Source organism: Micromonospora sagamiensis (assembly GCF_014680085.1).
Taxonomy (GTDB): Bacteria; Actinomycetota; Actinomycetes; order Mycobacteriales; family Micromonosporaceae; genus Micromonospora; species Micromonospora inyonensis.
Map to the genome: position 1 here is coordinate 633691 of NZ_AP023438.1, position 26346 is coordinate 660036.

20 protein-coding genes are annotated in these 26346 nt (G+C 71.7%); 9 read left to right on the plus strand and 11 right to left on the minus strand.

All coding sequences use genetic code 11. From position 1 onward, the window contains the following. Positions 1 to 269: 269 nt before the first annotated feature. Positions 270 to 3125 (plus strand): aconitate hydratase, encoded by a 2856-nt coding sequence (locus tag IGA62_RS02375; RefSeq protein WP_145816611.1) that lies wholly within the window; start codon positions 270 to 272, stop codon positions 3123 to 3125. A gap of 119 nt (positions 3126 to 3244) precedes the next feature. Here IGA62_RS02375 and IGA62_RS29900 read toward each other — a convergent pair whose 3' ends face one another. Next, complete coding sequence (locus IGA62_RS29900; protein ID WP_190289249.1) at positions 3245 to 5254, minus strand: pectate lyase family protein; 2010 nt, start codon at positions 5252 to 5254, stop codon at positions 3245 to 3247. A gap of 798 nt (positions 5255 to 6052) precedes the next feature. Here IGA62_RS29900 and IGA62_RS02385 point away from each other — a divergent pair. Genes IGA62_RS02385 through IGA62_RS02410 form a run of 6 tightly spaced genes read left to right on the plus strand, consistent with a single transcriptional unit; the run spans position 6053 to position 13897 of the window. Further along, positions 6053 to 6739, plus strand: coding sequence for a class I SAM-dependent methyltransferase (locus IGA62_RS02385; RefSeq protein WP_145816609.1), 687 nt, complete (start codon positions 6053 to 6055; stop codon positions 6737 to 6739). A gap of 46 nt (positions 6740 to 6785) precedes the next feature. Further along, the gene (locus IGA62_RS02390; RefSeq protein WP_145816607.1) at positions 6786 to 9074 is read left to right on the plus strand and encodes an alpha/beta fold hydrolase; all 2289 of its coding nucleotides are present in this window, start codon (positions 6786 to 6788) and stop codon (positions 9072 to 9074) included. Then, positions 9071 to 10069 carry an ATP-grasp domain-containing protein gene (locus IGA62_RS02395; RefSeq protein ID WP_145816604.1) on the plus strand — a complete coding sequence of 333 codons (999 nt, stop codon included), beginning with the start codon at positions 9071 to 9073 and terminating at the stop codon, positions 10067 to 10069. Before IGA62_RS02390 ends, IGA62_RS02395 begins: the two co-directional genes overlap by 4 nt. Next, positions 10066 to 11223 carry an AMP-binding protein gene (locus tag IGA62_RS02400; RefSeq protein ID WP_145816602.1) on the plus strand — a complete coding sequence of 386 codons (1158 nt, stop codon included), beginning with the start codon at positions 10066 to 10068 and terminating at the stop codon, positions 11221 to 11223. The genes IGA62_RS02395 and IGA62_RS02400 overlap by 4 nt, the downstream gene beginning before the upstream one ends. Then, positions 11220 to 12671, plus strand: a complete 1452-nt coding sequence (locus IGA62_RS02405; protein WP_145816600.1) for an MFS transporter — start codon at positions 11220 to 11222, stop codon at positions 12669 to 12671. Before IGA62_RS02400 ends, IGA62_RS02405 begins: the two co-directional genes overlap by 4 nt. Continuing rightward, entirely contained in the window at positions 12668 to 13897 is a 1230-nt protein-coding gene (locus IGA62_RS02410) for an ATP-grasp domain-containing protein (protein ID WP_145816598.1), read from the plus strand. Before IGA62_RS02405 ends, IGA62_RS02410 begins: the two co-directional genes overlap by 4 nt. Before the next feature lie 54 nt (positions 13898 to 13951). Here IGA62_RS02410 and IGA62_RS02415 read toward each other — a convergent pair whose 3' ends face one another. The 8 genes from IGA62_RS02415 to IGA62_RS02450 all read right to left on the minus strand — a co-directional run bounded on the left by IGA62_RS02415 (position 13952) and on the right by IGA62_RS02450 (position 23120). Further along, positions 13952 to 14551 carry a GTP-binding protein gene (locus IGA62_RS02415; protein ID WP_145816596.1) on the minus strand — a complete coding sequence of 200 codons (600 nt, stop codon included), beginning with the start codon at positions 14549 to 14551 and terminating at the stop codon, positions 13952 to 13954. Next, positions 14532 to 14918 carry a DUF742 domain-containing protein gene (locus IGA62_RS02420; protein WP_091460300.1) on the minus strand — a complete coding sequence of 129 codons (387 nt, stop codon included), beginning with the start codon at positions 14916 to 14918 and terminating at the stop codon, positions 14532 to 14534. The genes IGA62_RS02415 and IGA62_RS02420 overlap by 20 nt, the downstream gene beginning before the upstream one ends. A 6-nt stretch (positions 14919 to 14924) precedes the next feature. Further along, positions 14925 to 15350 (minus strand): roadblock/LC7 domain-containing protein, encoded by a 426-nt coding sequence (locus tag IGA62_RS02425; RefSeq protein ID WP_145816593.1) that lies wholly within the window; start codon positions 15348 to 15350, stop codon positions 14925 to 14927. Between the two features lie 91 nt (positions 15351 to 15441). After that, positions 15442 to 17973 carry a sensor histidine kinase gene (locus IGA62_RS02430; protein ID WP_145816592.1) on the minus strand — a complete coding sequence of 844 codons (2532 nt, stop codon included), beginning with the start codon at positions 17971 to 17973 and terminating at the stop codon, positions 15442 to 15444. Between the two features lie 98 nt (positions 17974 to 18071). Continuing rightward, positions 18072 to 19691 (minus strand): prenyltransferase/squalene oxidase repeat-containing protein, encoded by a 1620-nt coding sequence (locus IGA62_RS02435; protein WP_145816590.1) that lies wholly within the window; start codon positions 19689 to 19691, stop codon positions 18072 to 18074. 55 nt (positions 19692 to 19746) lie between these two features. Then, positions 19747 to 20637: a terpene synthase family protein gene (locus IGA62_RS02440; protein WP_145816588.1), complete on the minus strand. Its 891-nt coding sequence runs from the start codon at positions 20635 to 20637 to the stop codon at positions 19747 to 19749. 14 nt (positions 20638 to 20651) lie between these two features. Beyond that, positions 20652 to 21974 carry a cytochrome P450 gene (locus tag IGA62_RS02445; protein ID WP_145821847.1) on the minus strand — a complete coding sequence of 441 codons (1323 nt, stop codon included), beginning with the start codon at positions 21972 to 21974 and terminating at the stop codon, positions 20652 to 20654. Between the two features lie 225 nt (positions 21975 to 22199). After that, positions 22200 to 23120 (minus strand): GNAT family N-acetyltransferase, encoded by a 921-nt coding sequence (locus IGA62_RS02450; protein ID WP_145816585.1) that lies wholly within the window; start codon positions 23118 to 23120, stop codon positions 22200 to 22202. A 78-nt stretch (positions 23121 to 23198) separates the two neighbouring features. Here IGA62_RS02450 and IGA62_RS02455 point away from each other — a divergent pair, with 78 nt between their 5' ends. After that, positions 23199 to 23447 (plus strand): DUF2630 family protein, encoded by a 249-nt coding sequence (locus IGA62_RS02455; protein ID WP_091460285.1) that lies wholly within the window; start codon positions 23199 to 23201, stop codon positions 23445 to 23447. Positions 23448 to 23532: 85 nt separating this feature from the next. Here the strand turns inward: IGA62_RS02455 and IGA62_RS02460 are convergent, their stop codons facing one another. Further along, the gene (locus tag IGA62_RS02460) at positions 23533 to 24477 is read right to left on the minus strand and encodes a serine protein kinase RIO (RefSeq protein ID WP_145816583.1); all 945 of its coding nucleotides are present in this window, start codon (positions 24475 to 24477) and stop codon (positions 23533 to 23535) included. A gap of 193 nt (positions 24478 to 24670) precedes the next feature. Then, entirely contained in the window at positions 24671 to 25522 is an 852-nt protein-coding gene (locus IGA62_RS02465) for a carbon-nitrogen hydrolase family protein (RefSeq protein WP_145816581.1), read from the minus strand. A gap of 93 nt (positions 25523 to 25615) precedes the next feature. Between IGA62_RS02465 and IGA62_RS02470 the strand changes: the two genes are divergently transcribed. Then, positions 25616 to 26188, plus strand: coding sequence for a TetR/AcrR family transcriptional regulator (locus IGA62_RS02470; protein ID WP_091460277.1), 573 nt, complete (start codon positions 25616 to 25618; stop codon positions 26186 to 26188). Positions 26189 to 26346: the final 158 nt, after the last annotated feature.

Genomic DNA, 26346 nt, shown 5'->3' on the forward strand with positions numbered 1-26346 from the left:
GCGGGCGGCCCGTCGGCCGCTGGCCCCCGTACCCCGGCGGAGCGCGGGCCGCCTGCTCACCCCCGGTTCCGCGACCCGCGTGAGCCCGACGGACCCCCGGTCGTGGATCATGGGTGACCTCCCGTCCCAGAGCCTGGCACCCGGTTGCGCGAATAGCAAGACGGACGTACGGTTTTGTAGGACGACGATATCGCTGGTTAGTGTCGCCTAACCGGGGCGGCACCCCGACCGGTGCGACAGACTGCTCAGGACTACTCACGGTCGCTGGTGTGAAGGAGTACGACGTGGCGAGCCTCGACACCTTCGGTGCGAAGACCCAGCTACGCGTCGGAGACGCGAGCTACGAGATTTTCAAGATCAGTAAGGTGGACGGCCACGAACGGCTGCCCTACAGCCTGAAGATCCTGCTGGAGAACCTGCTGCGGACCGAGGACGGCGCGAACATCACCGCCGACCACATCCGGCAGCTCGGCGCGTGGGACGCCGCCGCCGACCCGAGCGTGGAGATCCAGTTCACCCCGGCCCGGGTGCTGATGCAGGACTTCACCGGCGTGCCGTGCGTGGTCGACCTGGCCACCATGCGGGAGGCCGTCCGTGACCTGGGCGGCGACCCGGCCAAGGTGAACCCGCTCGCCCCGGCCGAACTGGTCATCGACCACTCGGTCATCGCCGACCTGTTCGGCCGCGAGGACGCCTTCGCCCGCAACGTCGAGCTGGAGTACGAGCGCAACCGCGAGCGCTACCAGTTCCTGCGCTGGGGCCAGACCGCGTTCAACGAGTTCAAGGTCGTCCCGCCGGGCACCGGCATCGTGCACCAGGTCAACATCGAGTACCTGGCCCGTACGGTGATGGAGCGGGGCGGTCAGGCGTACCCGGACACCGTCGTCGGCACCGACTCGCACACCACGATGGTCAACGGTCTGGGCGTGCTGGGCTGGGGCGTCGGCGGCATCGAGGCCGAGGCCGCCATGCTCGGCCAGCCGGTCAGCATGCTCATCCCGCGCGTGGTCGGCTTCAAGCTCTCCGGTGAGATGCCGGCCGGCACCACCGCCACCGACCTGGTGCTGACCATCACCGAGATGCTGCGCAAGCACGGCGTGGTCGGCAAGTTCGTCGAGTTCTACGGCCCCGGCGTGGGCGCGGTGCCGCTGGCCAACCGGGCCACCATCGGCAACATGTCCCCGGAGTACGGCTCCACCGTGGCGATCTTCCCGGTCGACGCCGAGACCGTCCGCTACCTGGAGCTGACCGGCCGGAGCCCGGAGCAGGTCGCGCTGGTCGAGGCGTACGCCAAGGAGCAGGGCCTCTGGCACGACCCGGACGCCGAGCCGGACTACTCCGAGCGCCTGGAGCTGGACCTGGGCACCATCGAGCCGTCCCTGGCCGGGCCGAAGCGCCCGCAGGACCGGGTGCCGCTGGGCAACGCCAAGACGCTGTTCCGCTCGGCGCTGACCGACTACGTGGCCGCCGACGAGACCGGCGGTGACGACCGGAAGCCCGGCGTACCGCAGCAGGAGAAGCCGTTCGGCGTGCAGGGCCGCGCCGACGAGGCCAGCGCCGAGTCCTTCCCGGCCAGCGACTCGCCGGCCGTCGACAGCACGAACGACCCCGCCGACGCTCCCCGTGAGCTGGTCAACGGCGCGGTCGGCTCGGGCGGCCGGGCCAGCAACCCGACCCGGGTGACCGGCGCCGACGGCACCGAGTTCGAGCTGGACCACGGCGCCGTGGTGATCGCCGCCATCACCTCCTGCACCAACACCTCCAACCCGCAGGTCATGATCGGCGCGGCGCTGCTGGCACGCAACGCGGTGGAGAAGGGGCTGACCCGCAAGCCGTGGGTGAAGACCACCCTGGCCCCCGGCTCCAAGGTCGTCATGGACTACTACGAGCGGGCCGGCCTCACGCCGTACCTGGAGAAGCTCGGCTTCCACCTGGTCGGCTACGGCTGCACCACCTGCATCGGCAACTCCGGCCCGCTGCCCGAGGAGATCTCCGCCGCCGTCAACGAGGCCGACCTCGCGGTCGTCTCGGTGCTGTCGGGCAACCGGAACTTCGAGGGACGGATCAACCCGGACGTCAAGATGAACTACCTGGCGTCCCCGCCACTGGTGGTGGCGTACGCGCTCGCCGGCACGATGGACATCGACCTGGCCAACGAGCCGATCGGCGAGGACAGCCAGGGCAACCCGGTCTTCCTGCGGGAGATCTGGCCGAACAGCGCCGAGATCCAGGACGTCATCGCCTCCGCGATCGGCGCGACCGGGTTCAGCGCGGCGTACGCCGACGTCTTCGCCGGTGACGAGCGCTGGCAGTCGCTGCCCACCCCGACCGGCGACACCTTCGCCTGGGCGGGCGAGTCCACCTACGTCCGCAAGCCCCCGTACTTCGAGGGCATGGAGAAGGACCCGAAGCCGGTCGTCGACATCACCGACGCCCGGGTGCTGGCCAAGCTGGGCGACTCGGTCACCACCGACCACATCTCCCCGGCCGGCTCGATCAAGGCGGACTCCCCCGCCGGGAAGTACCTCGCCGAGCACGGCGTGCCGCGCCACGAGTTCAACTCGTACGGCTCGCGCCGGGGCAACCACGAGGTGATGATCCGGGGCACCTTCGCCAACATCCGGCTGCGCAACCAGCTCGTGCCGGGCGTCGAGGGCGGCGTCACCGTCAACCACCTGACCGGTGAGCAGACCTCGATCTACGACGCCTCGGTGGCGTACCAGGAGGCGGGCGTCCCGCTGGTCGTGCTGGCCGGCAAGGAGTACGGCTCTGGGTCGTCGCGGGACTGGGCGGCCAAGGGCACCATGCTGCTCGGCGTCCGCGCGGTCATCGCCGAGTCGTACGAGCGGATCCACCGGTCGAACCTAATCGGCATGGGCGTGCTGCCGCTCCAGTTCCCGGCCGGCGAGACCGCCGACAGCCTGGGCCTCACCGGCACCGAGACCTTCTCGATCGTCGGGGTGACCGCGCTGAACGACGGCGAGACCCCGCGCACGGTGAAGGTCACCACCGACACCGGCGTGGAGTTCGACGCCGTGGTCCGGATCGACACCCCGGGCGAGGCGGACTACTACCGCCACGGCGGCATCCTCCAGTACGTGCTGCGCCGGATGATCGCCAGCTAGCTCGTACCCGCTTTTCGTGGTAGCAGGGGCCCCTTGTTCATCGTTTTTGATGAACAAGGGGCCCCTGCAGTGCCCGGGGCGCAGTACGCGGGGGCGGGCGGGTGGCGGCTGCCTGAAGGTCAGATCCGGCCCACGCCGGCACCGGCGGTCACCAGGGCGGGCACGTTCGCCGCAGAGTCGAGGGTGTACGGGTAGTACGTCCGCGGCTCGGTCACCGTACCGGCGGTCTCCGGGGTACCCGAGTTGACGAAGACGTTGTTGCGCTGCACCGCCCGACCCGGACCACTGTCGGCATAGCCGCTGGCCGAGTACATCGGGTGCGGTACGTCGCGGAAGTAGTTGCCCTCCACGACGACCCCGGCGTTCTCGGTGGAGGCGATCCCGTACAGCTCGTTGCCGAGGAAGTAGTTGTTGTAGACGTGCACCGGCTCGGCGAAGCGGATGCGCGGGTGCCGCTGTCGGCTGTTGTCGAAGAAGTTGTGGTGGATGCTCACCTTCAGGTGCCCGATGTCGGTGGACCCGGACCCGTCGGAGTGGCCGATCAGCATGCTCTTGTCGGAGTGGTCGAAGTGGTTCCAGGAGACGGTCACGTAGTCCGCGCCCCGGACGATGTCCACCGAGCCGTCCACCGCGCCGGCGAACCGATTGTGGTCGATCCAGATGTGGTGCGAGTTCTGCCCGACATTGATCGCGTCGTCCTCGGCATCGGTGAAGTTGATGTTCCGGACGATCACGTTGTACGACCGGTAGAAGTCCAGGCCACCACCGGTGATCTCGGCGTTCCCGACGCCGATGATGGTCTTGTTCGGGCGGACGCCCTGCTTGCTGCTGATCTGGATCCGACCGGTGACCTGGATGATCATCGGGCCGACGGTGTCGATGTACTCCAGGAAGTCCGACGCGTTCGTCGCGGTGACCACCGGGCCGCCGACCCCACCCGTGGTGCCGTTCTGACCGAGGGCGTCGACGCTGGCGAAGCCGTCCGGCTGGGCGGTGACCCCAGGGCCGGCGGCGGTCGCGGCGGCGGCGGCGGTCGGATCCGAGGTCGGTGAGATCCGGCCGACCCCGGCGCCGGCCGGGACGATCGTCGGCACGTTCGCCGCCGGGTCCAGGGTGTACGGGTAGTACGTGCGCGGGTCGGGCACGGTGCCCCGCGTCTCGATCGGGTGGTTGCAGGCGACCAGGATGTTGCCGCGCTCGACGATCCGGCCCAGCGGTCCGCTGAAGTCGACCCGGCCCGGGTTGTTGACGCTGTAGAAGTAGTTGTTCTCCACCAGCACGGCCGAGTCGTTGGTGGAGACCACGCCGTAACTGTTGTCGTCGTAGTAGTTGTTGTAGACGTGGGCCAGCGCGGAGAAGCGCACCCGTGGGTTCCGCTGGTCCGATGCGTCGAACCAGTTGTGGTGGTAGGTGACCCGCAACCGGCCGACGTCCTGCGCCGCGTTGTCGTCGTCGTGGCCGAGCAGCAACGTCTTGTCGTGGTCGTGGAAGTGGTTCCAGGAGACGGTCACGAAGTCGGAACCGCGTTTGATGTCGACCGCGCCGTCGTCGCCGTTGGAGAACTCGTTGTGGTCGATCCAGATGTGGTGCGAGAACATCTGAACGTTGACCAGGTCGTCGGTCGCCCCGGTGAGGTGCAGGTTCCGGATGATGATGTTGTGCACGGCGTTCGCCGGGGGCGACGTGACGTCGTCGTCGACCGGTACGCCGATGTTCAGCCCGCCGCCGGAGAGGGTGGCGTTCGCGCCGAGCCCGACGATGGTCTTGTCGGAGGCGACGTTGTGCATCCCGTCGCTGGTCCCGGTGGGCAGCGTGATGGTGCCGGAGACCTGGACGACGTACGGCCCGGGGCGGGAGATGTAGTCCAGGAACTGGGCGGCGGTGGTGACGGTGACCACCGGTCCACCGGCACCGCCGGTGGTGCCGTTCTGGCCGAGGGCGTTGACGCTGGCGAAGCCGTCGGGCGTTGCGGTGACGGCCGGGGCGACCGGGGTGGGGACGGCCGCGCCCGGTGCCGCCACGGCCGGCTGCGGCAGGGCGGTGGCGGACAGGGTGAGGGCGGTGATCAGACCGGCGGCGGCGTGGTGCCGCCATCGGGGCGGGCGGGGCGGTGCGCTGGAGGTGGTCACGGGGGTTCCGCCTTTCGCAGGGCGGACGGCCAGGTGGGGTGGACGCGCGGGGACGGCGGGGACGTGCCGTCGGCCGATCCGGGACGGGACGGTCCGGTTGCGGGGCCTGGCGATCCGGTGGGGGGTGGCCTACGATCTGGAAAGCGCTTTCCCCGCCCATGCTAGGAACGCACATCACCGCATGTCAATAAATAGCCACCGATGTCCCGACCACCGCGCCGCCAGATCAGCCACCTGACGCCGAACACCCGGACGCGACGACCGACCACCCGGACGGCGAACACCCGGACCCGACGCCCACCACCGCGACACCCGGACCCGACGACGGGCACCCGGACCAACCGGGCACCCGGACGGGGCGGCGGCGACACGGGCACCCGGACGGGACGGCGGCGACACGGGCACCCGGAGTCCGGCACCGGTCGAGACGCCGCGCCAGTCCTGCGCATCCGCCGCCGACACCTCCGGGTCGTCGCGACCGGTCAGCACGGCGGCCCACGCCGATCCGACCGTGGCGCACCCGACCGCGACACCGGCAAACCTCGACGCCGCTCGACCGCGACGAGCCTCGGCGACATCCGGCACCCAGGTCAGAGCGATTTGCCGTTGTGAATGTCGAAACGACGATGGAACAACACGATCCACACTGACACATGGAAGCATTTCGATTGAATAACGCTTCCTGAACCGAGGGCTGCGAACGCCGACCGGCCGTGTCACGATGCCTTTCGCAATCACGCGATCATGAGTCGATTTCTGTCGAACCTCGTGCACAAGCTCCCACCAGGAGGGTGTCGCATGGCCCGTCCGCCTGCCAACGACAAGGACCTGTGGAATCCAGAGTCGTACGACGGACTACGACGTCAGCTCATCCCCTCGTTCGACCTGCTCTATTCGAGCGCGGCAGCCGTGGTCACGGCCAACGTCCCGTCCGACGGCAGAATTCTCGACCTCGGCGCCGGAACCGGCCTGCTCAGCGCAACCCTGCGCCGCAGCCTGCCGAATGCACGCCTGACCCTGGTCGACCGCTCCGAACTCATGTTGTCGAAGGCGCGGCAGCGTTTCGCCGGTGACCAGGGCATCGAGATCCGGGTCGCCGACCTCACCCAGGCACTGCCCGACGAACCCTTCGACGCGGTGGTCTCCGGACTGGCGATCCACCACCTGTCGCACACCGACAAACAGGGCCTCTTCAAACGGATCCTGGGCGCGCTACAGCCCGGTGGCGCATTCGTCAACGTCGACCAGATCCTGGCTCCTTTCCCGGCACTCGAGGCCGTCTACGACCAACGCCACGAACGGCACGTGGTCGACTCCGACACCCCGCCCGACGAATGGGCGGCCGGGCGGGAACGCATGAAGCACGACATCTGCGCCGACCTGGACAGCCAGTTGCGCTGGCTGCGCGAGGCCGGTTTCGCGGAGGTCGACTGCCTGGTCAAGGACTGGCGGTTCGCCGCCTACGCGGGTTGGGCGCCCGCCTGACGCCGGTCGCGGGTGACGTGTCCGCCCACGCTCGAAGGGGAACGCCGTGCTCTACGACGCCGTCCGCGCCGTCGCCGACCGTGATCCGCGGGCTCCTGCCGTCCGCACCACCGACGGCGACACCGCGACCTACACGCAGCTCTGCGCCCTGACCGACCGGGTGGGTGGTGGCCTGGCCCGTGCCGGGGTGGGCGACGGTCACGTGGTGGCGGTCTCGATGGACAACAGCATCGGCTACGTCGCCCTGATGCTGGCGGTCGCCCGGCTCGGGGCGACGTACGTACCCATGATCCGTGAGTTCGGCACCGAGGACGTGCGGACGGCGCTGGAGTTGACCGGACCGACGGTGGTCGTCGCGGACGGCCGCCGTGCTCCCCTGCCCGGCACGACCCCGGTGCTGGACCTCGCCGACCTGTCGACGGCCGACCCGCTCCCGCCCACGTCGGGCGCGTCCGGCCGGGGCCGGTTCCGGCTGCTGTGGACCTCCGGTTCGACCGGTTTCCCCAAGATGATGGCCTGGCGGCAGGACAGGTTCGTCGCCGAGCGACGCCGGTGGATCCGGCACACCGGGCTCACCGCACAGGACGTCTTCTTCTGCCGCCACCCGCTGGACGTCGCACACGCCACGGATCTGCACGTCTTCGCCGCCCTGCTCGGTGGTGGCGAACTCGTGCTCGGCGACCCGCACGCCGATGGTGCGGAGCAGCTGCGGGCGCTGGCCGACAGCGGGGCGACGGTGATCAGCGCGCTGCCCCGCCACTACGAGCAGCTCATCGAGGCCGCCCGGCGGCGCGGCGGCGCGGACGTCAGCTCGCTGCGGCTGCCCTTCTGCGGTGGGACGTACGTCAGCCCGCAGCTGATCCGGGACGCCGACGCGGTGCTCGGGATCCGTATCCGGCAACTCTACGGCTCGACCGAGTTCGGCCTGGCCGCGGTGAACCTGACCGACACGGTGCAGACCGACGCGGACATGTCGCTGGTGCGGGGGGTGAGCGCCCGACTGGAGCCCCTGCCGAACGGCGGCCCGGGTCCCGCTCCGGACTCCGTCGGGGAGCTGGTGCTCCGGTCCGCGTACACCAGCGAGGGTTACCTCAACAACCCCGAGGCGCACGCGCGCACCTTCCGCGACGGCGAGTACTGGACCGGCGACGTCGCCCAGCGCAACGCCGACGGCTCCTACCGGATCCTGGGCCGGGTCAGCGAGGCGCTGGCGGCGCGGGAGGGCCTGCTGCTCGCGCCCATGCTGGACGAGGAGATCCAGCAGCACTGCCCGGTGCGGGAGTCGGTCACCCTGCCGGTCGAGCCCGGCGCCTACCGCGACCGGGTCGTGATCGTGGCCCGGCCCGAGCCGGACGTGGCCCCGGCGGAGGCCGAGGCGTCGATCCGCGCCGTGCTCGACCGGCACGGCCTGACCGGTCCGGTCCACCTCGTGGCGGCCCTCGCCTACACCGCGGTCGGCAAGCCGCACAAGTCACTCCTGCGCCGTCAGTGGGTGTCCTCGCCGGAAGGGGAAACCGCCGTGCCCGCACACCGGAGCGCGAACCTGCTCCGCCACCGCCGACTGAGCCGGACACCCACCCTGCTCTTCATCCCGGGGCTGGCGATGACCTCGGCCTACTTCGACGAGGTGGCGGCCGACCTGAGCCAGGACCACGACGTGGTGACCGTGGATCTGCCCGGTCACGGGGACACCCCCGATCCGTCGCCGGGCTGGACCATCGACGACGCGGCACGGGCCGTCCGGGCGGTCGTCGACCGCCTCGAACTGCGGGACGTGACGCTCGTCGGCTGGTCGCTCGGCGCGGGCGTCGCCTGGACCTACCTGGACCTCTTCGGTACGGACCGGGTGTCGAAGCTGGTCTCGGTCGAGATGTCGCCACGGATCCTGGCCGGCCCGGACTGGACACACGCCGCCTTCGGCGGGCTCGACGCGGCCGGCGCGATCCAGACCCAGCGCGCCATCTGGACCGATCCGCAGGGGTTCCTGGACGATCTGGTGCGCCGCTCCTTCGCCGCCGGGTCCACGCCCGACCCGGCCCGACTCCAGCGGCTCGTCACCGAGACGCGGAGCTGTTCGGTCGTCTCCGTGCTGGCGCTCTGGCTCGACGTGCTGACCCGGGACTGGCGGGAGCAGTTGACCACGACCACGCTGCCCACGCTGCTCGTGCACGGCGCGCAGAGCCAGGTCTACCCCACCGACGTCGGGGCGTGGCTGCACCGGGCCATGCCCGACGCCCGGCTGGCGACCTTCGCGCACAGCGGGCACATGCCGTTCCTGGAGGAGCCTGAGAAGTTCACCTCGGTGCTCCGCGACTTCGTCAAGGAGAACCGTTGACCACCTCGCCCAGCCCCGCGACGAGACTGTGCTGGATCTATCCCGACCGCGGCACCGCCTGGCAGCGCGACTACGAGGAGCAGGGCGTCTGGGGCGCCTACCGCGAGATCGCCGCCACGCTCGGCCTACGGATGAGCCTGCACAAGCCGGAGGAGGTCGCGGTCGACGCGACCGATCCCGCGCGGCCCCGGGTGTACCTCAACGGTGAGCGGGTCACGCCGGAGGACACCATCTTCGTCACGGCCATCTACTCCCTGCCGCACCAGGTGGTCGACGTCGCCAACCAGGTCTACCTCTTCACCGTCCTGGAGACGCTCGGCTTCTACCTGCCGATCCCACCCTGGCTCACCTACCTCGGCGAGGACAAGCTGGCCACCGTCGTGCACCTGGCGCAGAGCCCGGTGCCGCCGCTGCCCACGGTCCGGGTGGCCAGCGGACGCGAGGCGATGACCGGGCACTACGACGAGGCCTTCGCCGGCCTCGACTATCCCATGATCATCAAACCGGCGAACTGGGGCATGGGCCTCGGCATCTCGGTGGTGCACAACGTGCACGACCTGCGCGGCGTGATCGGCCTGGCCGGTGGATCCGACACGCCGCTGGTGGCCCAGCCCTACGTCCGGGACCCCCGCGAGACCCGGGTGTACGTCGTCGACGGGCGGGCGCACACCGTGTTGCAGGGCGGCAAGGAGGGCTACTGCCTGATGGTCACCAAGACCGTGGGGGGCCGGCACGACCGGGCGTTCACCGACCTGCCGGCCGAACTCGACAGCACCGTCGCCTACCTGACCGAGCGCCTGCCCACGCCGTACTTCTCGGTCGACTTCATCTCCGACGGCGAGCGGTTCTGGCTCTCCGAGATCGAGGTGGACGGGGCGATCGGGTTCTCCATGGACGCCGAGCAGGACGTCGTCGCCCGGTCCCTGGTCACCGCCCGGTTCGAGGCGTACCAGCGGGGTCACGCGCGCTGGCTGGCCGACCGGGAGAGTCGATGATCATCGGGGAGCTGCCCTGGGAGGGGCTGCTGGTACAGGCGAAGGAGCTGGCCGCGATCGGTGGGGCGCCGGTGCCGGACTCCGTCACCGGGCTGGCCGACCTCACCGTCACCGGCCCGGCCGAGATCCTCGCGGTGTCACGGCACCTCACCGCCGACGGCGGCGCGGCGGTGATGTCCAGCGGCGGCACCACCGGACGACCGAAGTTGACCTTCGTCGCCCACCACCAGGCCATCGACCGGCTCCATGCCGTCTGGCGACCGCTCGAACCGGGAAACGTGCTGCTCAACCTCTTCACGCCGGGCCGGTTGTGGGCGTCGCACTACTACATGCAGACGCTGGCCGAGCGCAGCCGGTGCCACGTCCTGCCCGCCGGCCCGTACGGACCGGACGAGGTCGCGGACTGGCTGCCCATCTTCCGGGAGGTCGGCGTCGACGCGCTGGCCGGAACGCCCACCGCGCTGGCCGACCTGGCCCGGGGGGTGCTCGACCACGGCGTCGACCTCGACGTCCGCCGCGTGATCTGGATGGCCGAGCCGTGGACCCCCGCGAAGGAGGCGACCGTGCGGGCGGCCTTCCCGCAGGCACGCTTCTGGGCGAACTACGGTTCGGTGGAGACCTTCGTCATCGCCACCAACGACCCCGGCTGTGACCTGTCGACCCTGCACCTGATGCCGGACCAGCTGCTGGAACTCGACGACGACGGGGCGCTGCTCTCCCGTACCGGCGACGGGTGGACGGTGCCGACCGTCCGCTACCGGCTCGGCGACCGGGTCGCGGCCGCCTCCTGCCGGTGTGGACGGCCGCAGGCGCTACGCGTGGTCGGCCGGGCCGACGACGCCATCAAGCTCTACGGCTCGCTCTTCGGCATCGGCGAGATCCTCGCCGGGGTGCGGGAGAATCCCGGCGTGACCGAGGCGCAGCTCGTCCTCACCCGCAGTCCGGAGTCACGGCACTCGGTACGGCAGATGAGCGTGCACTTCACCGGGGAGGCCGATCCGGCGCAAGTCCGGGACTGGCTGGTCCGGACCTGGTACGACCTTCCCCCGATCCTGCACACCTACCCGGAGGCGGTGACCGTCGAGCGGGTCGCGAGACTGCACCGGGTGGAACGGACGAACAAGGTGCCCCCGATGATCTGGCGTGACCGGTGACGACGAGACTGCGCGGCAATCCGTGGGCCATCCTGGCCGTGCTGTGCCTGGCGTACTTCATGTCCCAGCTGGACATCGCGGTGCTCGCCATCGCGATCCCCGAGATCGTGCGGGACCTGGACGCCTCACTGGACCAGGTGGTCTGGGCGCTGAGCAGCTACATCCTCGCGCTGGCCGCCCTGCTGATCACGGCGGGCCGCCTCGGCGACCTCTACGGGCGCAGGCGGATCTTCCTCCTCGGCGTCGCGGTGTTCACCGTCTTCAGTCTCGCCGGTGGCCTGGCCGACGGTCCGGGCCAGCTCATCGCCGCCCGCGCGGTCCAGGGGGTGGGCGCGGCCCTCTTCGTCCCGCAGACCATGGCCCTGCTGGTGGAGGCGTTCCCGCCGGAACGGCGCGGCATGGCGTTGGGCATCCGGGGCGGCGTCGGCGGCACGGCGGCCGTGCTCGGCCCGGTCGTCGGCGGATTCCTGGTGAGCAGCCTCGACTGGCGTTGGGTCTTCTTCGTCAACATCCCGGTCGGCGTGGTCATGCTGGCCCTCGCCGCGGCGACCATCCCGGCGACCGGTGGGCGCAAGGAGCACCGGCTCGACCTCGCCGGTGTCATGCTGGCCACGGCCTTCCTGCTCCTGCTGGCCTTCGGGCTCAGTCAGGGCGCGCGGTACTCGTGGAACGGCGGGATCTGGGCGGTGATCGCGGCCGGGCTGGTGCTCTTCGCCGTCTTCCTGGCGCAGCAGCGGCGCCGCCAGGACCGCGAACCGCTGGTGCCGTTCGCGCTCTTCCGGGACCGCAACTTCGCGGTGATGAACGTCTTCTCCGTCGTGGTCTCGCTGACCGTGATCGGTCTCATCGTCGTGCTCTCGGTGACCTTCCAGTCCGTGCTGGAGTTCGGTGCGTGGCGGGCCGGGCTGCTGCTCATGGTGGCGTCGCTTCTCTCGGTCGTGTTCGACCCGGTGGCCGGCAAGCTCTCGGAGAAGGTCGAGGGCCGGCACCTGCTGCTCTTCGGAATGGCCGCCACGGTCGCCGGTCTGCTCTGGACGTTCACGCAGACCCGGTCGGAGGCCGGCTGGGCCGGACTGGTCGCGCCGATGGTGGTGATCGGGATCGGCAACGCCTTCCTCTTCACCCCGTTGGCCACCGTCGCGCTCCACCGGGTCCGGCCGGAGTCCGCCGGAGGCGCCGCCGGGGTGCTGGTCACGTCGATGCAGGTGGGCTCGATGGTGGGCACCGCCGTGATGGGCGCGGTGCTCCGGGAGGGCAGCGGCACCGCGCCGACCGTGGACACCATCCGCGACGTCCTGCTGCTCCTGGTCGGGACGGCGGCGGTCGGCGCGGTGATCTGCCTGGCCGCCGAGCGCTCCTCCACACCGGCCGATACCGCACCACCGGCCGAGGGCACGCCACCGGTCGGGACCGCGCCCGCCGTCCGGCAGAGCGAGGATGCGGCATGAGCGACGTACCGCGCTACCTGGTCCTCAACCGGTTCGGCAACGAGTTCGGGGAGTACCACCGGTATCTCCGGCCGCACGAGGGACGGATGGCCTACCTGACCCTGGCCGCCGGCACGTCGGTCCTGGACACCGCGAACGCTCTCGACACCGTCGTGGTGACGGATCTCGACTTCCACACGGTGCTGCCCGTGGCCCGGGCACTGACCGCGAGGCTGGGGTCCTTCTCCGGCGTCGTCGGGATCTCCGAGTGGGATCTGCTGACCGCCGCCCGGCTGCGGGAGGCGCTGGGGCTGCCCGGGTGGAACCACGAGTTCACGCGGCGCTTCCGCGACAAGCCGTACATGAAGGAGCGCGTGGCCGCCGCCGGGTTGCGTACCCCACGGTTCACCGAACTCGTCCCCGGTACGGATCCGACGCTGCTCGCGAAGGACATCGTCACCAGCCTGGGGCTACCGGTCATCGTCAAGCCGCGCTCGGGGGTCGCCTCGGCCGGGGTGCGGCGGGTGGACACGGCCGAGCAGCTGGCCGAGGCCCTGACCGGGCTGGACCTGGCCGCGCACGAGTGCGAGGAGCTGATCGAGGGCCGGGTGCTGCACGTCGACGGGGTACGCCGGGGCGGACGCTTCCACTTCGTGAGCGCCTCGGCGTACGTGAACACCTGCTTCGACTTCGCCAACGGCAGCCCCCTGGGATCGGTGCTGCTCGACCCGGGCCCGCTCCGCGACCGGGTGACCGACTTCGCCGGGCGCTGCCTGGACGCACTGGATCTGGTGGACGGTCCGTTCCACCTGGAACTGTTCCACACCCCCGGCGACGAACTGGTCTTCCTGGAGGTGGGGCTGCGCCCCGGTGGCGGGCCCCTGCCGGACCTGCACCGGGAACTGTTCGGCATCGACCTGCTCGCGGAGACGTTCCGCCTGACGGTCGGTCTCCCGCCGGCCACCCCCGCCTCGGCGCACACCGAGCCCACCGGGGGTGGTTGGCTCATCTTCCCCGAGCCGCGTCCGCTGCCCAGCCGGGTGGTCGCGCGGACGTCGCTGCGGGGTGTGGTCGACGGAATCCACGCCGAGGTCCTCCCCGAGGTCGGCGAGGTCTTCGACGGTACCGGGGGCTATCTCCACGTGGGCGGTGCCTTCCGCTTCCGTGGCCCCGACGAGGCGACGGTGCGGCGGGACGTCCTCAGGACCATCGAGTGCTACCGGCTGACGACCGAACCTGCCCCGTGAACCCCGGTTCCGGTCCCCGTCGCGGCACCCCCGTTCCCGGTCACCGGCCTACGGTCAGCCCCCGGCGGCGCTGCGCGCGGCCCGGACCTTCATGGCGTGCTCCAGCAGGGTGATGAGGACCTCCTTGCTGGACTGCCGCTGCCGGGCGTCGCAGAGCAGCACCGGCACGTCCGGGTCCAGGTTGAGCGCCGCCTGCACCTCGTCGAGCTGGTAGCGCCGGGCTCCCTCGAAGCAGTTCACCGCCACCACGAACGGGGTGCCCCGTCCCTCGAAGTAGTCGATCGAGGGGAAGCAGTCGGCCAGGCGACGGGTGTCGGCGAGGACCACCGCGCCGAGCGCGCCGAGCGCCAATTCGTCCCAGACGAACCAGAACCGGTCCTGGCCCGGCGTGCCGAAGAGGTAGAGCACCAGGTCGTCGCTGATGGTGATCCGGCCGAAGTCCATCGCCACGGTCGTGGTCGCCTTGTCCTCCACCCCGGACAGGTCGTCGATGCCGACCCCCGACTCGGTGAGGACCTCCTCGGTACGCAGCGGTCGGGTCTCGCTCACCGCGCCGACCATGGTCGTCTTGCCCACGCCGAAACCACCCGCGATCAAGATCTTGATCGCAGTGGGCACCGTCTCCGCCGGCTGCTCAGAGTGCCCGTAGTCCATTGATAACCGCCTCGAAAATGCTGTCGTCGGGAAGGCCGCCGGTGGCCCGCGGCTCACGGACCTGCACCAGATTGCGGGCCACCAGGTCACCCAGGAGCACCCGGATGGTGCCCACCGGCAGGTCGAGATGCGCCGCTATCTCCGCGACGGACTGCATCCGTTGACAGAGCCCCACGATCGCGAGGTGCTCCGGCCCGAGACCCGCCTCCGGCGTGACATCCGACTGGATCGCCGTCACGAGGGAGATCAGGTCGAACGTGCCGGTGACCGGTCGGGCCCGTCCGCGAGTCACCGCGTACGGGCGCACCACCGGTCCCGCATGGTCGTCCACCCACTGCTCTTCCATCGGCCCCCCGGTAACGGTCATGACGGGCTACTTCTCGGCGGTGGCCGACTGCTCGGACAATCGGGACGGCGAGGCGACGTACTTGCCGACCCGGGTCACCAGCATCGCCATCTCGTACGCGATCAGCCCCACGTCGGCGTCCTCCGAGGCGAGCACGGCGAGACAGGCGTTACGACCGGCCGCCGTGACGAACAGGAACGACGACTGCATCTCGATGATGGTCTGCTGCACCTGCCCGCCACCGAACCGCTTGCCCGCCCCCCGGGCCAGGCTCTGGATGCCGGCCGCCATCGCCGCCAGGTGCTCGCCGTCGTCCCGGCTCAGCCCCCGGGACGAGGCCATCAGCAGGCCGTCCGTGGAGAGAGCGATAGCGTGTTCGGCCTGCTTCACCCGGCCGACCAGATCATCCAACAACCACGTCAGGTCGGCACTCGAAGCCGTCTTCTGCGCCACTCGTCGTCCTCTTCTCAACCCGGCTGGTCGCCGTGCTCGTCTGGGCTCACTCCAGGGCCGGTGGACGGGATCGCCCGCCACCGCGCCCCGCTCACGTCGCTTGCCGGTCCTCGTCGTCCGGCGCGTCCGCCGGCTCCGGACCGCGGGCCGGACCACCCAGCAGCCGGGCCGCGTCGGTACGGCCGCGCCGGGTACCGGTCTGGTACGAACTCATCATCCGCCGGACCTGCTCGGGCGGACGAACCGCCTCGTCGTCCTCCGGGGTGTCCACGACGGGCGTCTCGTCCCGCAACTCGGGCGCGAGGTTCGCCTGGCGGACCCGCATCGGCAGACCGGACTCCGTGCGGGGCGGTTCCGCCGCCGGACACGGGGTCGGGCCACCGTGCTCCACCTTCCGCGCGGGTTCGGTACGCGGGGTGGCCACCGGCAGGCCGGTCGGGAAGGTGGGACCGTCCAGCGCGGACTGCTCCGACCAGAGTCGGGAGCGGGTCGGCAGGCCGGTCCCGCTCTCGGCCGGCGTGTCCTGCGGTGCCCGAGGGCGCTCCAGCGTCGTCCGTACCCGGGTGGGGAGCTGGTCGGGCTCGTCGCCGGTGCCCTCGGGCACCCGGCGCGGCGACCCCGGCTCGGCCAGCGCCACCGGCAGGGCCGGACGCGGACCGGACGGCTCGGTGCCGATCAGGGCGGGCCCGACCGGCGGCTCGACGGCACCGGCGTGGGGGGTGCCCGGCGCACCGGGCTCCTCCTCGTCGGCGGTGACCAGCGCCAGCGGAATCAGCACGACCGCCGTGGTGCCACCGTACGGGGACTCCTTCAGGTGCACCCGGATCCCGTGCCGTTCGGTCAGCCGGCTGACCACGTAGAGGCCGAGCCGGGTGGCGTTGGCGAGGTTCAGCTCCGACTGGTCGACGATGCGCTCGTTGGCGGCGGCCAGGTCCTCCTCGCTCATGCCCAGGCCCCGGTCCTCGATCTCGAGGGCGAAACCGTTGGCCACCAACTGCCCGCGCACCTCCACCGTGGTGTGCGGCGGCGAGAACGAGAGCCCGTTCTCGATCAGCTCGGCGAGGAGGTGGATGATGTCACCCACCGCACGACCGGCCAGCGAGACCTGCCCCAGCGGCAGCACGTTGACCCGCGTGTAGTCCTCCACCTCGGCGACCGCGCCCCGGACCACGTCGACCATCGGGACGTTGCGTCGCCACGCCCGGCCCGGGGTGGAGCCGGAGAGGACGATGAGGTTCTCCGCGTTGCGCCGCATCCGGGTGGCCAGGTGGTCGACCCGGAACAGGTCCTCCAGCTCCTCGGCGTCGTTCTCCCGCCGCTCCATCGCGTCGAGCAGGGTGAGCTGCCGGTGGACCAGGGCCTGGGTCCGCCGGGCCAGGCTGAGGAAGACGTCGCGGACGTTGCGCCGCAACTCGGCCTGCTCGACGGCGGTCCGGATCGCGGTCTCCTGCACGACGTTGAAGGCCTGGCCCACCTGCCCGATCTCGTCGTCGCCGAACTCCAGCGGAGGCGCCTCGGCGGCCACGTCGACCTCCTCGCCCCGGCCGAGCCGCTCGACCACGTTCGGCAGCCGCTCCCGGGCGAGCTGGAACGCGGCCTCCCGCAGGCGCTCCAGCTGCCGCAGCAGCGCCCGGGCGGTGGTGATCGAGACGATGATCGAGGCGACGACGGCGAGCAGACCCAGACCGGTGGCCAGCACCAGCCGGGTGATGACCCCGACGGCCACCGGCGTGGCCCGGTCCACCACATCGTCGCCGCCGGCACCCACGACGTCGTTGAGCTGCTGCAACGCCGGGTCGACCGCGCTCCGCCAGGCGTCCAGCTCGACCGGGGGGCGCGACTCGGTGTTGCGGGCCTGGATGACCCGGTCCTCCAGGGTGCGCAGGCGCTGGTGCGCCTCCCCCTGGGACATCTGCTGGTATCGGTTGCGGTCCGCCACGGGCAGGGCGCTGATGGTGCTGGCTGCGATGTACCGCTGAGCACCGACCAGCTGCGCGAACTGCGCCTGCTCGGCGGACGTGACCCGACCGGCGGCGAGGGCGCCGTGCAGCAGCGCGTCCTCCTGGGACAGCAGTTCCCGGGCGCGGTTGAGCTCGATCAGGGCGGCGGTGTCGTGGGCGACCTGCTGGTCGTCGAGACCACCCAGCTCGTCGTAGAGCCGGAACATCGCGTCGACCACCTCCACATAGGAGGTCAGGGCCGTTGCCCGGTCGATGCTCTTGTCGTCGATCGCCGTCCGGGTCCGGGAGAGTTCGTCCAGGCCGGTGAGCACGTTGTCCACCGCCCGCTCGACCTCGGTGCTCGCCGGGATCTCGGTACGCCAGTTCACCGCGGACGCCTCGAACGCGCGGGCCAGTTCGTCGGTGCGGTCCCGCTCCGCGCGCAACGCCTCCAGCTGCCCGGCCTCCGGCCGTCCCAGGTACGCCAGGGAGAGACGACGTTCCTTCTGCAACTGCAGCAGCAGCGGTTCGCTGGGCGCGAAGACCCGGGCGTTGAGGGTCTGGACCCCGAGCAGGTTGAAGCCGTCCCCGACGGTCACCCACGCCGCGAAGGCCCAGAGCGCGACGAGCGACGCGAGCAGTGCGACGACTTTCGTACGGAGATTCGTACTGCGGGAACCCATTACACCGTCCTGGCCGGGTATTCGATTGACGTGCCCGAGCGTGGGCGGTCGACGCACCGATCGACCCCGGCGCACGCTAGCAGCGTCGGGAGGTTCACTCAAGCGATCCTGATCATGGCGCTACGGGAAGACGGGCCCGCCTCGACCGGATCCGGACCGGCCGACGTGCGTCCCCACCAGGTCACCGCGAGCGCCGCCGCGCGGACGATCAGTGACGGACGATACAGATCCTTGTCGTGCCAGAGCGCCGGTCCACCGTCGAAACCGTCCATCGTGACCAGCCACCGCCAGCCCCGTGCGATCGCCTGGGCACACTGGTCGGACGAGGCCTGCCCGGCGGCGAGCAGCACCTGGAGGGCGTACGAGGTCTCCTCGGCCGTACCGCCCCACCGCCCCCAGGAACCGTCGGGGTGCTGACCGGCGAGCACCCAGCACACCGCCCGCCGCACCACCGGTTCCACCGACGCGCCGACGCCGTACCCGTGCAGGGCGAGCACCGCGCAACTCGTGGCGTAGTACGGCGACGCGTGCCAGCGGTCGGAACTCCACGAGCCTTCCGGTGCCTGCCGTTCGGCGAGCCAGGTGGTCAGCCGGCGCACCACCGGGGCGAGGTGTTCCGCCCGCGCACCGCCGTGCCGCAGGTGCCAGCCGACGGCGTCCAGCACGTGCGCGTTGGTGGTGATGGAGGCGCCGTCCTCCTTCGGCCAGGTGCAGAAGTGCTCCCCGGTGTCGAAGGACCGGAGACTCGACGGGTCGACCGGCTGACCCGCGCGGGCGAGCGCGTAGAGGGTCACCGAGGTGGTGTCGGCGTCCACCGGCAGACCGGGGGCGGTGGCCGTGCCGGCCGGGCCGAGCGTGTCCCGCAGGCTGGCCAGCACCGGCGGCGGGGCACTCAGCGGCACCCCGGCCCTCGACAGCGTGCTGAGCACCCACGACCGTTCGAAGACGCTGATCGGGCTGGTGCACGGGACCGGCCCGCCGTGCTGGCGGACGACCCCCTCCAGGTATGCCCGCGCGGCCGAGGTGGTGGCGTCGGGGACGCCGAGCCAGGCGGCCGTCGCCGCAGGTGAGGCGCCGACCGTCCCCGGCCCGACCGGGACGACCCCGGCCGCCCGGCGCGCCGCCGGACCGGCGACCTCCAGCGCGTGCATCAGCTTCTCCGGCAGCGGATGGCCCGACGTCAGAGCCGCGCGGACCCGGGCCAACCGGGTGGGCGTCATACCCGGCGGCAACGGCAACCGGGGCGCGGTCCGCCACCGCTCCAATCCGGTCACCGGGTCGTCCCGCATCGCGTCCAGGTGGACGGTGAGCGCCTCCACCAGGGCCGGTACGATCAGGTCGATGGCCGGCATGTCCGGCAGGGCCGACGCGGGAACGGCGGCGAGCCGGTCACCGAGGACGGCCAGTCCCCGGTCCACCGCGGCGACCGCGCCCCGGTGGAGCGGGTCCGACGTCCCGGCCAGGTCACCTCGGCGCAGCGCGGCGAGCAGTCCCTCAGTGGCGCTGAGCGTCGGTGCCAGACCGTAGCCGCCGGGGCCTCCCCAGCCGCCGGTCGGGTGTTCCGCGTCGAGCAGGTAGCGGATCCGCGCGGCGTGCAGCGTCAACCACGGCGACAGGCTGACCAGGCGCCCGGTCTCGTACACCGACACCGAGGACTGTCCCGTCGGGGTCGCCGTCATCTCGCCGAGCAGGTCCCCGACGGCGGCGAGGATGCTCACCGAGCCTCCCCTCCGTTCGCGACTGCGGGGCTCCGCTCCGCTGCACTCCTCGCGCTCACCGAGCCCCCCAGAAGTCCGTGGAACGGTAGAAGCCGCTGGTGAAGCCGACCTGCCGGGCGAGGTACGTCGCCTGCCGGGGGCACTCCTCCGCCAGGGGGGCCAGCAGCTCGTGGCAGCGTCCGGTGAGGACCTCGACCCGCTGCTCGACCTCCGCCCGGTCGGCCACCAGCATGATCGCGTTGAGGTCGCCCCACTCCAGGTCCCGCTGGTACGTACCGAGGTCGTTGACCAGCCGCAGCACCCGCTGCACCTCGTCGCTGGCCTCGACCAGCCGGGACAGCGAACGGTGGGTCCCGTCGTCGCCGGTGTGGATCCAGTGCGCGACGTTGACCACCGTGCACGCCAGGTTGTCGGCGTTGGCGAGGTACTCCTCGAAGGTCGGCAGCGTGCCGGTGAGGTCCCGCCGGGCCGCCCGCCACTCCCACTCGACCGCCATCGCGGCCAGCGTCCGGTGCACCGCGGCCCGCCACGCGTCACGCAGGCGCGGGTACGCCGGCGCGGCGGCCAGGTCGGCGCAGAGTTCGGCGAAGAACCGGGCGAACGGGTCGTCCGACGCCGGGGTGGCACCGTCGACCACCGCGAGGCTGGTCTCGGTCAGACGGTCGATCTCCGTCCGGGACTTCGCCAGGTAGTCCACCTGCCAGTCGAGGGCGAACCCCCACAGCACGGCACGGTTGGTGACCCGCAGTTCCTCCAGGGTGCACCAGGGTGCGCTGAACGCCATGGCCATGGCGATGTTGCCGAACAGGGCGGCGTCGAAGGGCGCACCGGAGAACAGCTCCGGGTACCCGGCCGCGAGCTTCTGCAGGTCGCGCTGCCCCCGGGCGGCGAGGGCACAGATCCGGCCCTGCTCGACGGCCTCCGCGGCCTGGGTGTTGAGGTCCATTCCGTCCGCTCCGCTCAGGCGGCGGCCGAGGGCGCCGCGCCGGTGAGGGTCAGTTCCACCCGGCGGCGGGGACGCAGCGCGGCCGCCAGCCGCAGCCCGGGCACCCCGGGCTGCGCGAGCCGGAACCGGTACCGGCTCAGCATCGTGGCGACGATGAGCTGCGCCTCCAGGTAGAACAGGTACATGCCGAGGCACTGGTGCGGGCCACCGCCGAAGGGGAAGTGGGCGTAGCGGTGCCGGGCCCGGACGCGCTCGGGGCGGAACCGCTCCGGGTCGAACTCGTCGGGCCGGTCCCAGAACGCCGACATCCGTTGGGTGATCAGCGGGCTCGCCACCACCGTCGCGCCGGCCTCGATCCGCACGCCGCCGACCACGTCGGCGGCGACCGCGCGGCGGGGAATCAGCCACCCGATCGGGTACAGGCGCAGCAGTTCGTCGAGGACCATCCGGGTGTAGCGCAGTTCGCCGAGGTGCTCGCGGCGGACCGGTTCGTCGCCCACCACCCGGTTGATCTCCTCGTAGAGCTGGTCGGCGACCTCGGGGTGCTCGTCCAGGTGCGGCCAGAGCCAGGTCAACACGTTGATGGTGGTTTCCGTGGTGGCCGCGAACATCGCCACCGTGTCGTTGCGGACCTGCCGCTCGTCGAGCTGCCGGCCGTCGTCGGTACGCGCCCGCCACAGGGTGGAGATGATGTCGTCGCCCTCCTCCGCCGTGGCCCGGGATTCCCGCACGATGGGCACGAGGACGTCGTCGACGACCCGGACGGCCCGGCGGAAGGTCCGGTCGCCGGGCATGGGCAGCGACAGCGGTGCGAAGGGCACCACGATCCGGGGGATCACCGCGCTGGCGATGGCGTCCTGCGCGTCGACGACCCGCATCGCGTCGGCCACCGAGATCTTGTCGGCGAAGAGCACCTTCATGATCGCCCGGCAGACGATCCGGGCCTGCTCGGCACCGATGTCGACCGGTCGTCCGACGCGGGACGGGGTGCCCAGCTCGTCGACGGCGTCGGAGATCGCCTCGGCCATCCCGTCGATCATCGACTCGACCCGCTTGGCGGTGAACATCGGCTGGAGCATCCGGCGGCTGGCCGACCAGATCTGCCCCTCGCCGAGGATCCCCTCGCCGAAGAGCCGCTTGACCGGTCGCCAGAACAGCCCGTCACCGGCCCGCTCGTAGTTCTCCGCCCGTTCCCGCAGCACGTGTTGCACGTGTTCGGGATGGGTGACCAGATAGGGGCGGAACGAGCCGAGGTTGATGCGGGCGAGGTTGCCCCCGGTCCGGTTACCCGCGTCGATGAGCGCGCGGGCCGGATCGCGGACCAGGGCGGGCAGCATCCGGCGCAGGGGGACCCTCGTGGGACGACTGACATGCGCCGGGGAGGGGTGCGGTGTTCCCACCTTCTGGGCTCCTCCCGGTATCACCACTGAGTCGCGGAACCGTCATTCCGAGTCACAGGACCCGCTGAGCATGCCATCACGATGTCCGGTTCACCAGAGCGGGGGCGAGAAATTTTCGTTGACAACAATTGCGCCGTCCATAAAGGACAATTGCGCAGGTCGTCAGCGGAACAGCGTCCGCCGGTACCGCCACTCGGCGGCCACCGGGACGTACCCGAGCCGGCGATTGATCGCCAGCATCGCCTCGTTTCCCGCATCATTGCTGGTCAGAGCGGTCGCGAAGCCCGCCTCGGCAGCCCGGTGCAGCGCGGCGCGCTTCACCGCGCCCGCCAGCCCGCGCCCTCGGTACGCCCGCCGCGTCCCGGTCATCCCCGACTGGAAACGGATTGAGCCATCAGTCAGCGCGAAGCTGAACGCCGCCACCACCCCGTCGCAGATCGCCACGGTCGTCAGTGTCCGGTCCAGGTCCGGACGGTCCCAGTAGGTGGTCCGCCAGTCGGCGTAGCCGGTCGCGTCCATGCCCACGTCACCCGGCTCGTCCCGCGAGGCGTCCAGGTCGGCCTCGTACAACGGACGTGGGTCCCCGGCCAGCGTGGCCGCGCTGGCGATCCGCACCCCGGGCAGGGCCGGCGGCGCCGGCAGCGCCCCCGTGGCCAGGTCCAGCCGCAGGTGGGTGGTGGCCCGCCCGCGCCGGTAGCCGTGCCGCTCGGCGAAGCCCACCGCCGCCGGGTCGTCGGTCACCTTGGCGTACGCCACCCGCACGCCGATCGCCCGCAGCCGTTCCTCGGCGGCGGCGAGCAGGGCCGAACCCACTCCCCTGCCCCGCCGCTGCGGCAGCACGTTCAGGTTGGCGTAACCGAGTCCCGGCTCGGCGCTCTCGTGCAGCAGTCCGGTCCGGGCGACCCCGACCACCTCGCCGTCGACCTCGGCGAGCAGCATCCGGTGCCGCGCCGCCGGCGCCCCGTGGGCCGCCTGCCAGCGCAGCGCCACCGCGCTGAACACCCAGTACGGCGCGGCGACCCGGAGCACCGCGGCCACGTCGGTGGCGTCCTCGGGCCGGAATCGGCGGATGGTGACGGTCATCGGCTGGCAACCTACCCGAACCGTCGCCGACGCGTGGGAAGCCGGGCGCGGCCCGGCGGCCTGTGCCAGGCTCGACACATGGACGACAAGACCATCCTGAACCGCATCGCCGAGCTGGTCGACGAGGAGCACCGGCTCCGGGCGGACGCGCAGTCCGCGCAGGCCGGCACCGACGACGACGCCCGCGCGCGGCTGCGCGAACTGGAGGAGGGACTGGACCAGTGCTGGGACCTGCTCCGTCGCCGCCGGGCGGCCCGGCAGACCCACAACGACCCGGAGAGCCAGGGCGTCCGGCCCGTGCCGGAGGTCGAACGTTACCTCCAGTGACCCGGTGCGGGCCGGCCCCGCCCGGTCGGTGGGGCCGGCCCGTGCACCGGTCAGCGCAGTCCGGCAGCACGTGGCGACTGCCCGGTCAGCGCAGTCCGGCCTCCCGCAACAACTGCCCGGTCAGCGCGGCCGGATCGGTCAGCTCGGCCGGGAGTCCCCGGGCGGCGAACCAGGTGCTCACGACGCGGACGTCCCGGGCCAGGAACTCCGCCCCCTGCGGATTCGCCACCACGTCGACGGCCTGCGGCAGGTCGATGAGGACCAGCCGGCCGTCGTGCACCAGGAGGTTGTACGGCGACAGGTCGCCGTGGGCGTGACCGGTGCGGGCCAGCACGACCAGCACGTCCACCAGCTGCTCCCAGAGCCCGCGCAGCTCGTCCGGCTCGGGCCGCAGCTGGGCGAGCCGGGGGGCGGCCTGCCCCTCGTCGACGTCGCCGATGAACTCCAGCATCAGCTCGGTGCCGATCAGTTGCACCGGGTACGGCACGGCGACCGTACCCAGGGAGACCCCGATCTCCCAGAGCCGGGAGAGCACGGCGAACTCGGCCGCCGCCCACTGCCCGGCGATCATCTGCCGCCCGAAGCTGGTACGGCCGGCCATCGCCCTGGTCTCCCGCGAACGCCGCACCCGGCGGCCCTCCAGGTAACCGGCGTCCCGGTGGAAGAGGCGGTGCTCCGGAGCCCGGTAACGCTTGACCGCCAGCAGGCAGGAGCGGTCGGTGTCGGGCACCGCACGCCGGACGAGGTGGACGTCCGCCTCCTTGCCCGTCTTGAGCACCCCGAGTTCGGTGTCCTGGGCGGCGAGTTCGGTGACCACCCAGTCCGGGTACGGCTCGGGGCCGTGGATCGCCTGGTCCCAGGTCGACCAGCGGTCACCGACCAGCGGATGGTCGGGGTCCCCGTCGTCGGAGACGGATGCCGGCCGGGGTTGCCGGCCGTGCTTCAGGAACGGTGTCTCGTCGTCGTCGAAGCGGCGTTTGCCGCGCGGTCGGCGCTCGCGCGCCGACGGGTCGATGTCGTGTTCACGCACTGGGTCGGTGATCCCTTGATCGAGGCTGATTGAGGCAGGTGGATGGACCCTGCGAAGACGGCCATGACCGACCCCCTCTCCTCGACCGGGCGACGCCCGGAGTGCGCTCTGCGCGGACCATGCTCGCCACCGTGCGTCCGGATGGCAACCGATTTACCGCCGCCGGGTTGCGGGCGGTTCGACGGTCGTGGGCTCAGCCGGTGACCCGGTTCCGCTCGGGTCCCTGGTCGGGCAACCGGTCGGCCAGCATCGGATGGTCGGCGCGGGTCCGGGCCAGTTGCTCCGGATCGAGCGTCGCGACCAGCACGGCCTCCCCGGTGTCCGCGCCGCGCACCAGGCACCGCCCCTCCGGGTCGTAGACCGCCGCGCCGCCGTTGAACCGCCAGGGGTCGACGCCGTCGACGGAGTTGGCGAACACGACGTACATGGTGTTGTCCAGCGCCCGGGCCGCGTAGTAGACGTCCCGTCGGTGCGCGGACCCGACCACGTAGCCGCTCGGGCAGAGGTAGCCGTGCGCCCCGTCGTCTGCCGCGGCGCGACCGTGCTCGGGGAAGCAGCCGTCGTAGCAGATGCCGAGGCCGAACCGCCAGTCGTCGACCGTCAGCGTCGCCCCACGCCGGCCCGGGGTGAACAGCTTCCGTTCCTCGCTCCAGAGCTGCTGCTTGTCGTAGCCGACGCGGACCGTCCCGGCCCGGTCGACGACCAGGGCGGAGATGGTCCGTCGCTGGTCCGGGTGCCGGACCGCCGCGCTCAGGACCACCACCGTGCCCGTCTCCCGGGCCACCGCGCGCACCGGGTCGAGCCGGGGATCGGCGACCAGGGCGTCCGGCCCGGCCGCGACGTCGGTGCCGGCCGGGTCGGCCCCGAGGACCGGCGGATGGTACGCCGACAGGAACAGCTCGGGCAGGACCACGAGCCGGGCGGCGGAGTCGACCGCCCGACGCACCAGCCGGGCGGCGCTCGACGCGTTGCCGGCCACGTCACCCGGCACGGGGTCGGCCTGGACGGCGGCCACGGTCAACGTGGCGGAGGGCAGGGACGTCATCCCGCGATCGTAGGCGGCGCTCCGGCGGCCGGACAGAGTCTCAAGCCGTACGTACGGTTTGCATCGGGGCGGGGCACCTGGAACGATCGGGACGTGCCCAGAGTAAGCCAGGACCAGCTCGACGCGCGCCGCCAGGAGATCCTCGCCGCCGCGCGGGCCTGCTTCGCCCGGCACGGCTACGAGGGAGCCACCGTCCGCCGGCTGGAGGAGGCTACCGGTCTCTCCCGGGGGGCGATCTTCCACCACTTCCGGGACAAGGACTCCCTCTTCCTCGCCGTCGCCGAGGACGACGCGGCGGCGATGGTGGAGACCGTGGCCCGCAACGGCCTGGTGCAGGTCATGCGGGACCTGCTCGCCCGCGCGATGTCCCCGGACACCGCCGGCTGGCTCGGCAGCCAGCTGGAGGTCTCCCGCCGGCTGCGGACCGACCCGTCCTTCGCCCGCCGCTGGGCCGAGCGCTCAGCCGCGATCGCCGAGGCGACCCGGGAGCGGCTGGCCCGCCAGCGCGAGGCCGGCGTGCTCCGCGAGGACGTGTCGATCGACGTACTCGCCCGCTTCCTCGAACTGGCCTACGACGGCCTGGTGCTGCACCTGGCGATGGGGCGCCCCGCCGGTGACCTCGGTCCGGTGCTCGACCTGGTCGAGGAGGCGGTGCGCCGCCGCTGACCGGCTCCGGCGCGCTCCGCCGCTCCCCGGCGACCCACCCCGGCGCGCCCGTCGCGACCCGAGCGTCGGGATCGCCGGATCGGCGCATGACGGCAGCTCACCGGCCGTTCCCTCGCTGGCGGGCCTACTCCACAATGGGGCCGCCACCCCTCGCGGAC

What these genes read in the sequence shown, in the direction of transcription:
- IGA62_RS02465 (WP_145816581.1), bottom strand. Translation starts at nt 25,522, where the DNA reads ATGACGTCCCTGCCCTCCGCCACGTTGACCGTGGCCGCCGTCCAGGCC.
- IGA62_RS02400 (WP_145816602.1), top strand. Translation starts at nt 10,066, where the DNA reads ATGATCATCGGGGAGCTGCCCTGGGAGGGGCTGCTGGTACAGGCGAAG.
- IGA62_RS02410 (WP_145816598.1), top strand. Translation starts at nt 12,668, where the DNA reads ATGAGCGACGTACCGCGCTACCTGGTCCTCAACCGGTTCGGCAACGAG.
- IGA62_RS02415 (WP_145816596.1), bottom strand. Translation starts at nt 14,551, where the DNA reads ATGGACTACGGGCACTCTGAGCAGCCGGCGGAGACGGTGCCCACTGCG.
- IGA62_RS02455 (WP_091460285.1), top strand. Translation starts at nt 23,199, where the DNA reads ATGGACGACAAGACCATCCTGAACCGCATCGCCGAGCTGGTCGACGAG.
- IGA62_RS02385 (WP_145816609.1), top strand. Translation starts at nt 6,053, where the DNA reads ATGGCCCGTCCGCCTGCCAACGACAAGGACCTGTGGAATCCAGAGTCG.
- IGA62_RS02420 (WP_091460300.1), bottom strand. Translation starts at nt 14,918, where the DNA reads ATGACCGTTACCGGGGGGCCGATGGAAGAGCAGTGGGTGGACGACCAT.
- IGA62_RS02430 (WP_145816592.1), bottom strand. Translation starts at nt 17,973, where the DNA reads ATGGGTTCCCGCAGTACGAATCTCCGTACGAAAGTCGTCGCACTGCTC.
- IGA62_RS02445 (WP_145821847.1), bottom strand. Translation starts at nt 21,974, where the DNA reads ATGCTGCCCGCCCTGGTCCGCGATCCGGCCCGCGCGCTCATCGACGCG.
- IGA62_RS02450 (WP_145816585.1), bottom strand. Translation starts at nt 23,120, where the DNA reads ATGACCGTCACCATCCGCCGATTCCGGCCCGAGGACGCCACCGACGTG.
- IGA62_RS02440 (WP_145816588.1), bottom strand. Translation starts at nt 20,637, where the DNA reads ATGGACCTCAACACCCAGGCCGCGGAGGCCGTCGAGCAGGGCCGGATC.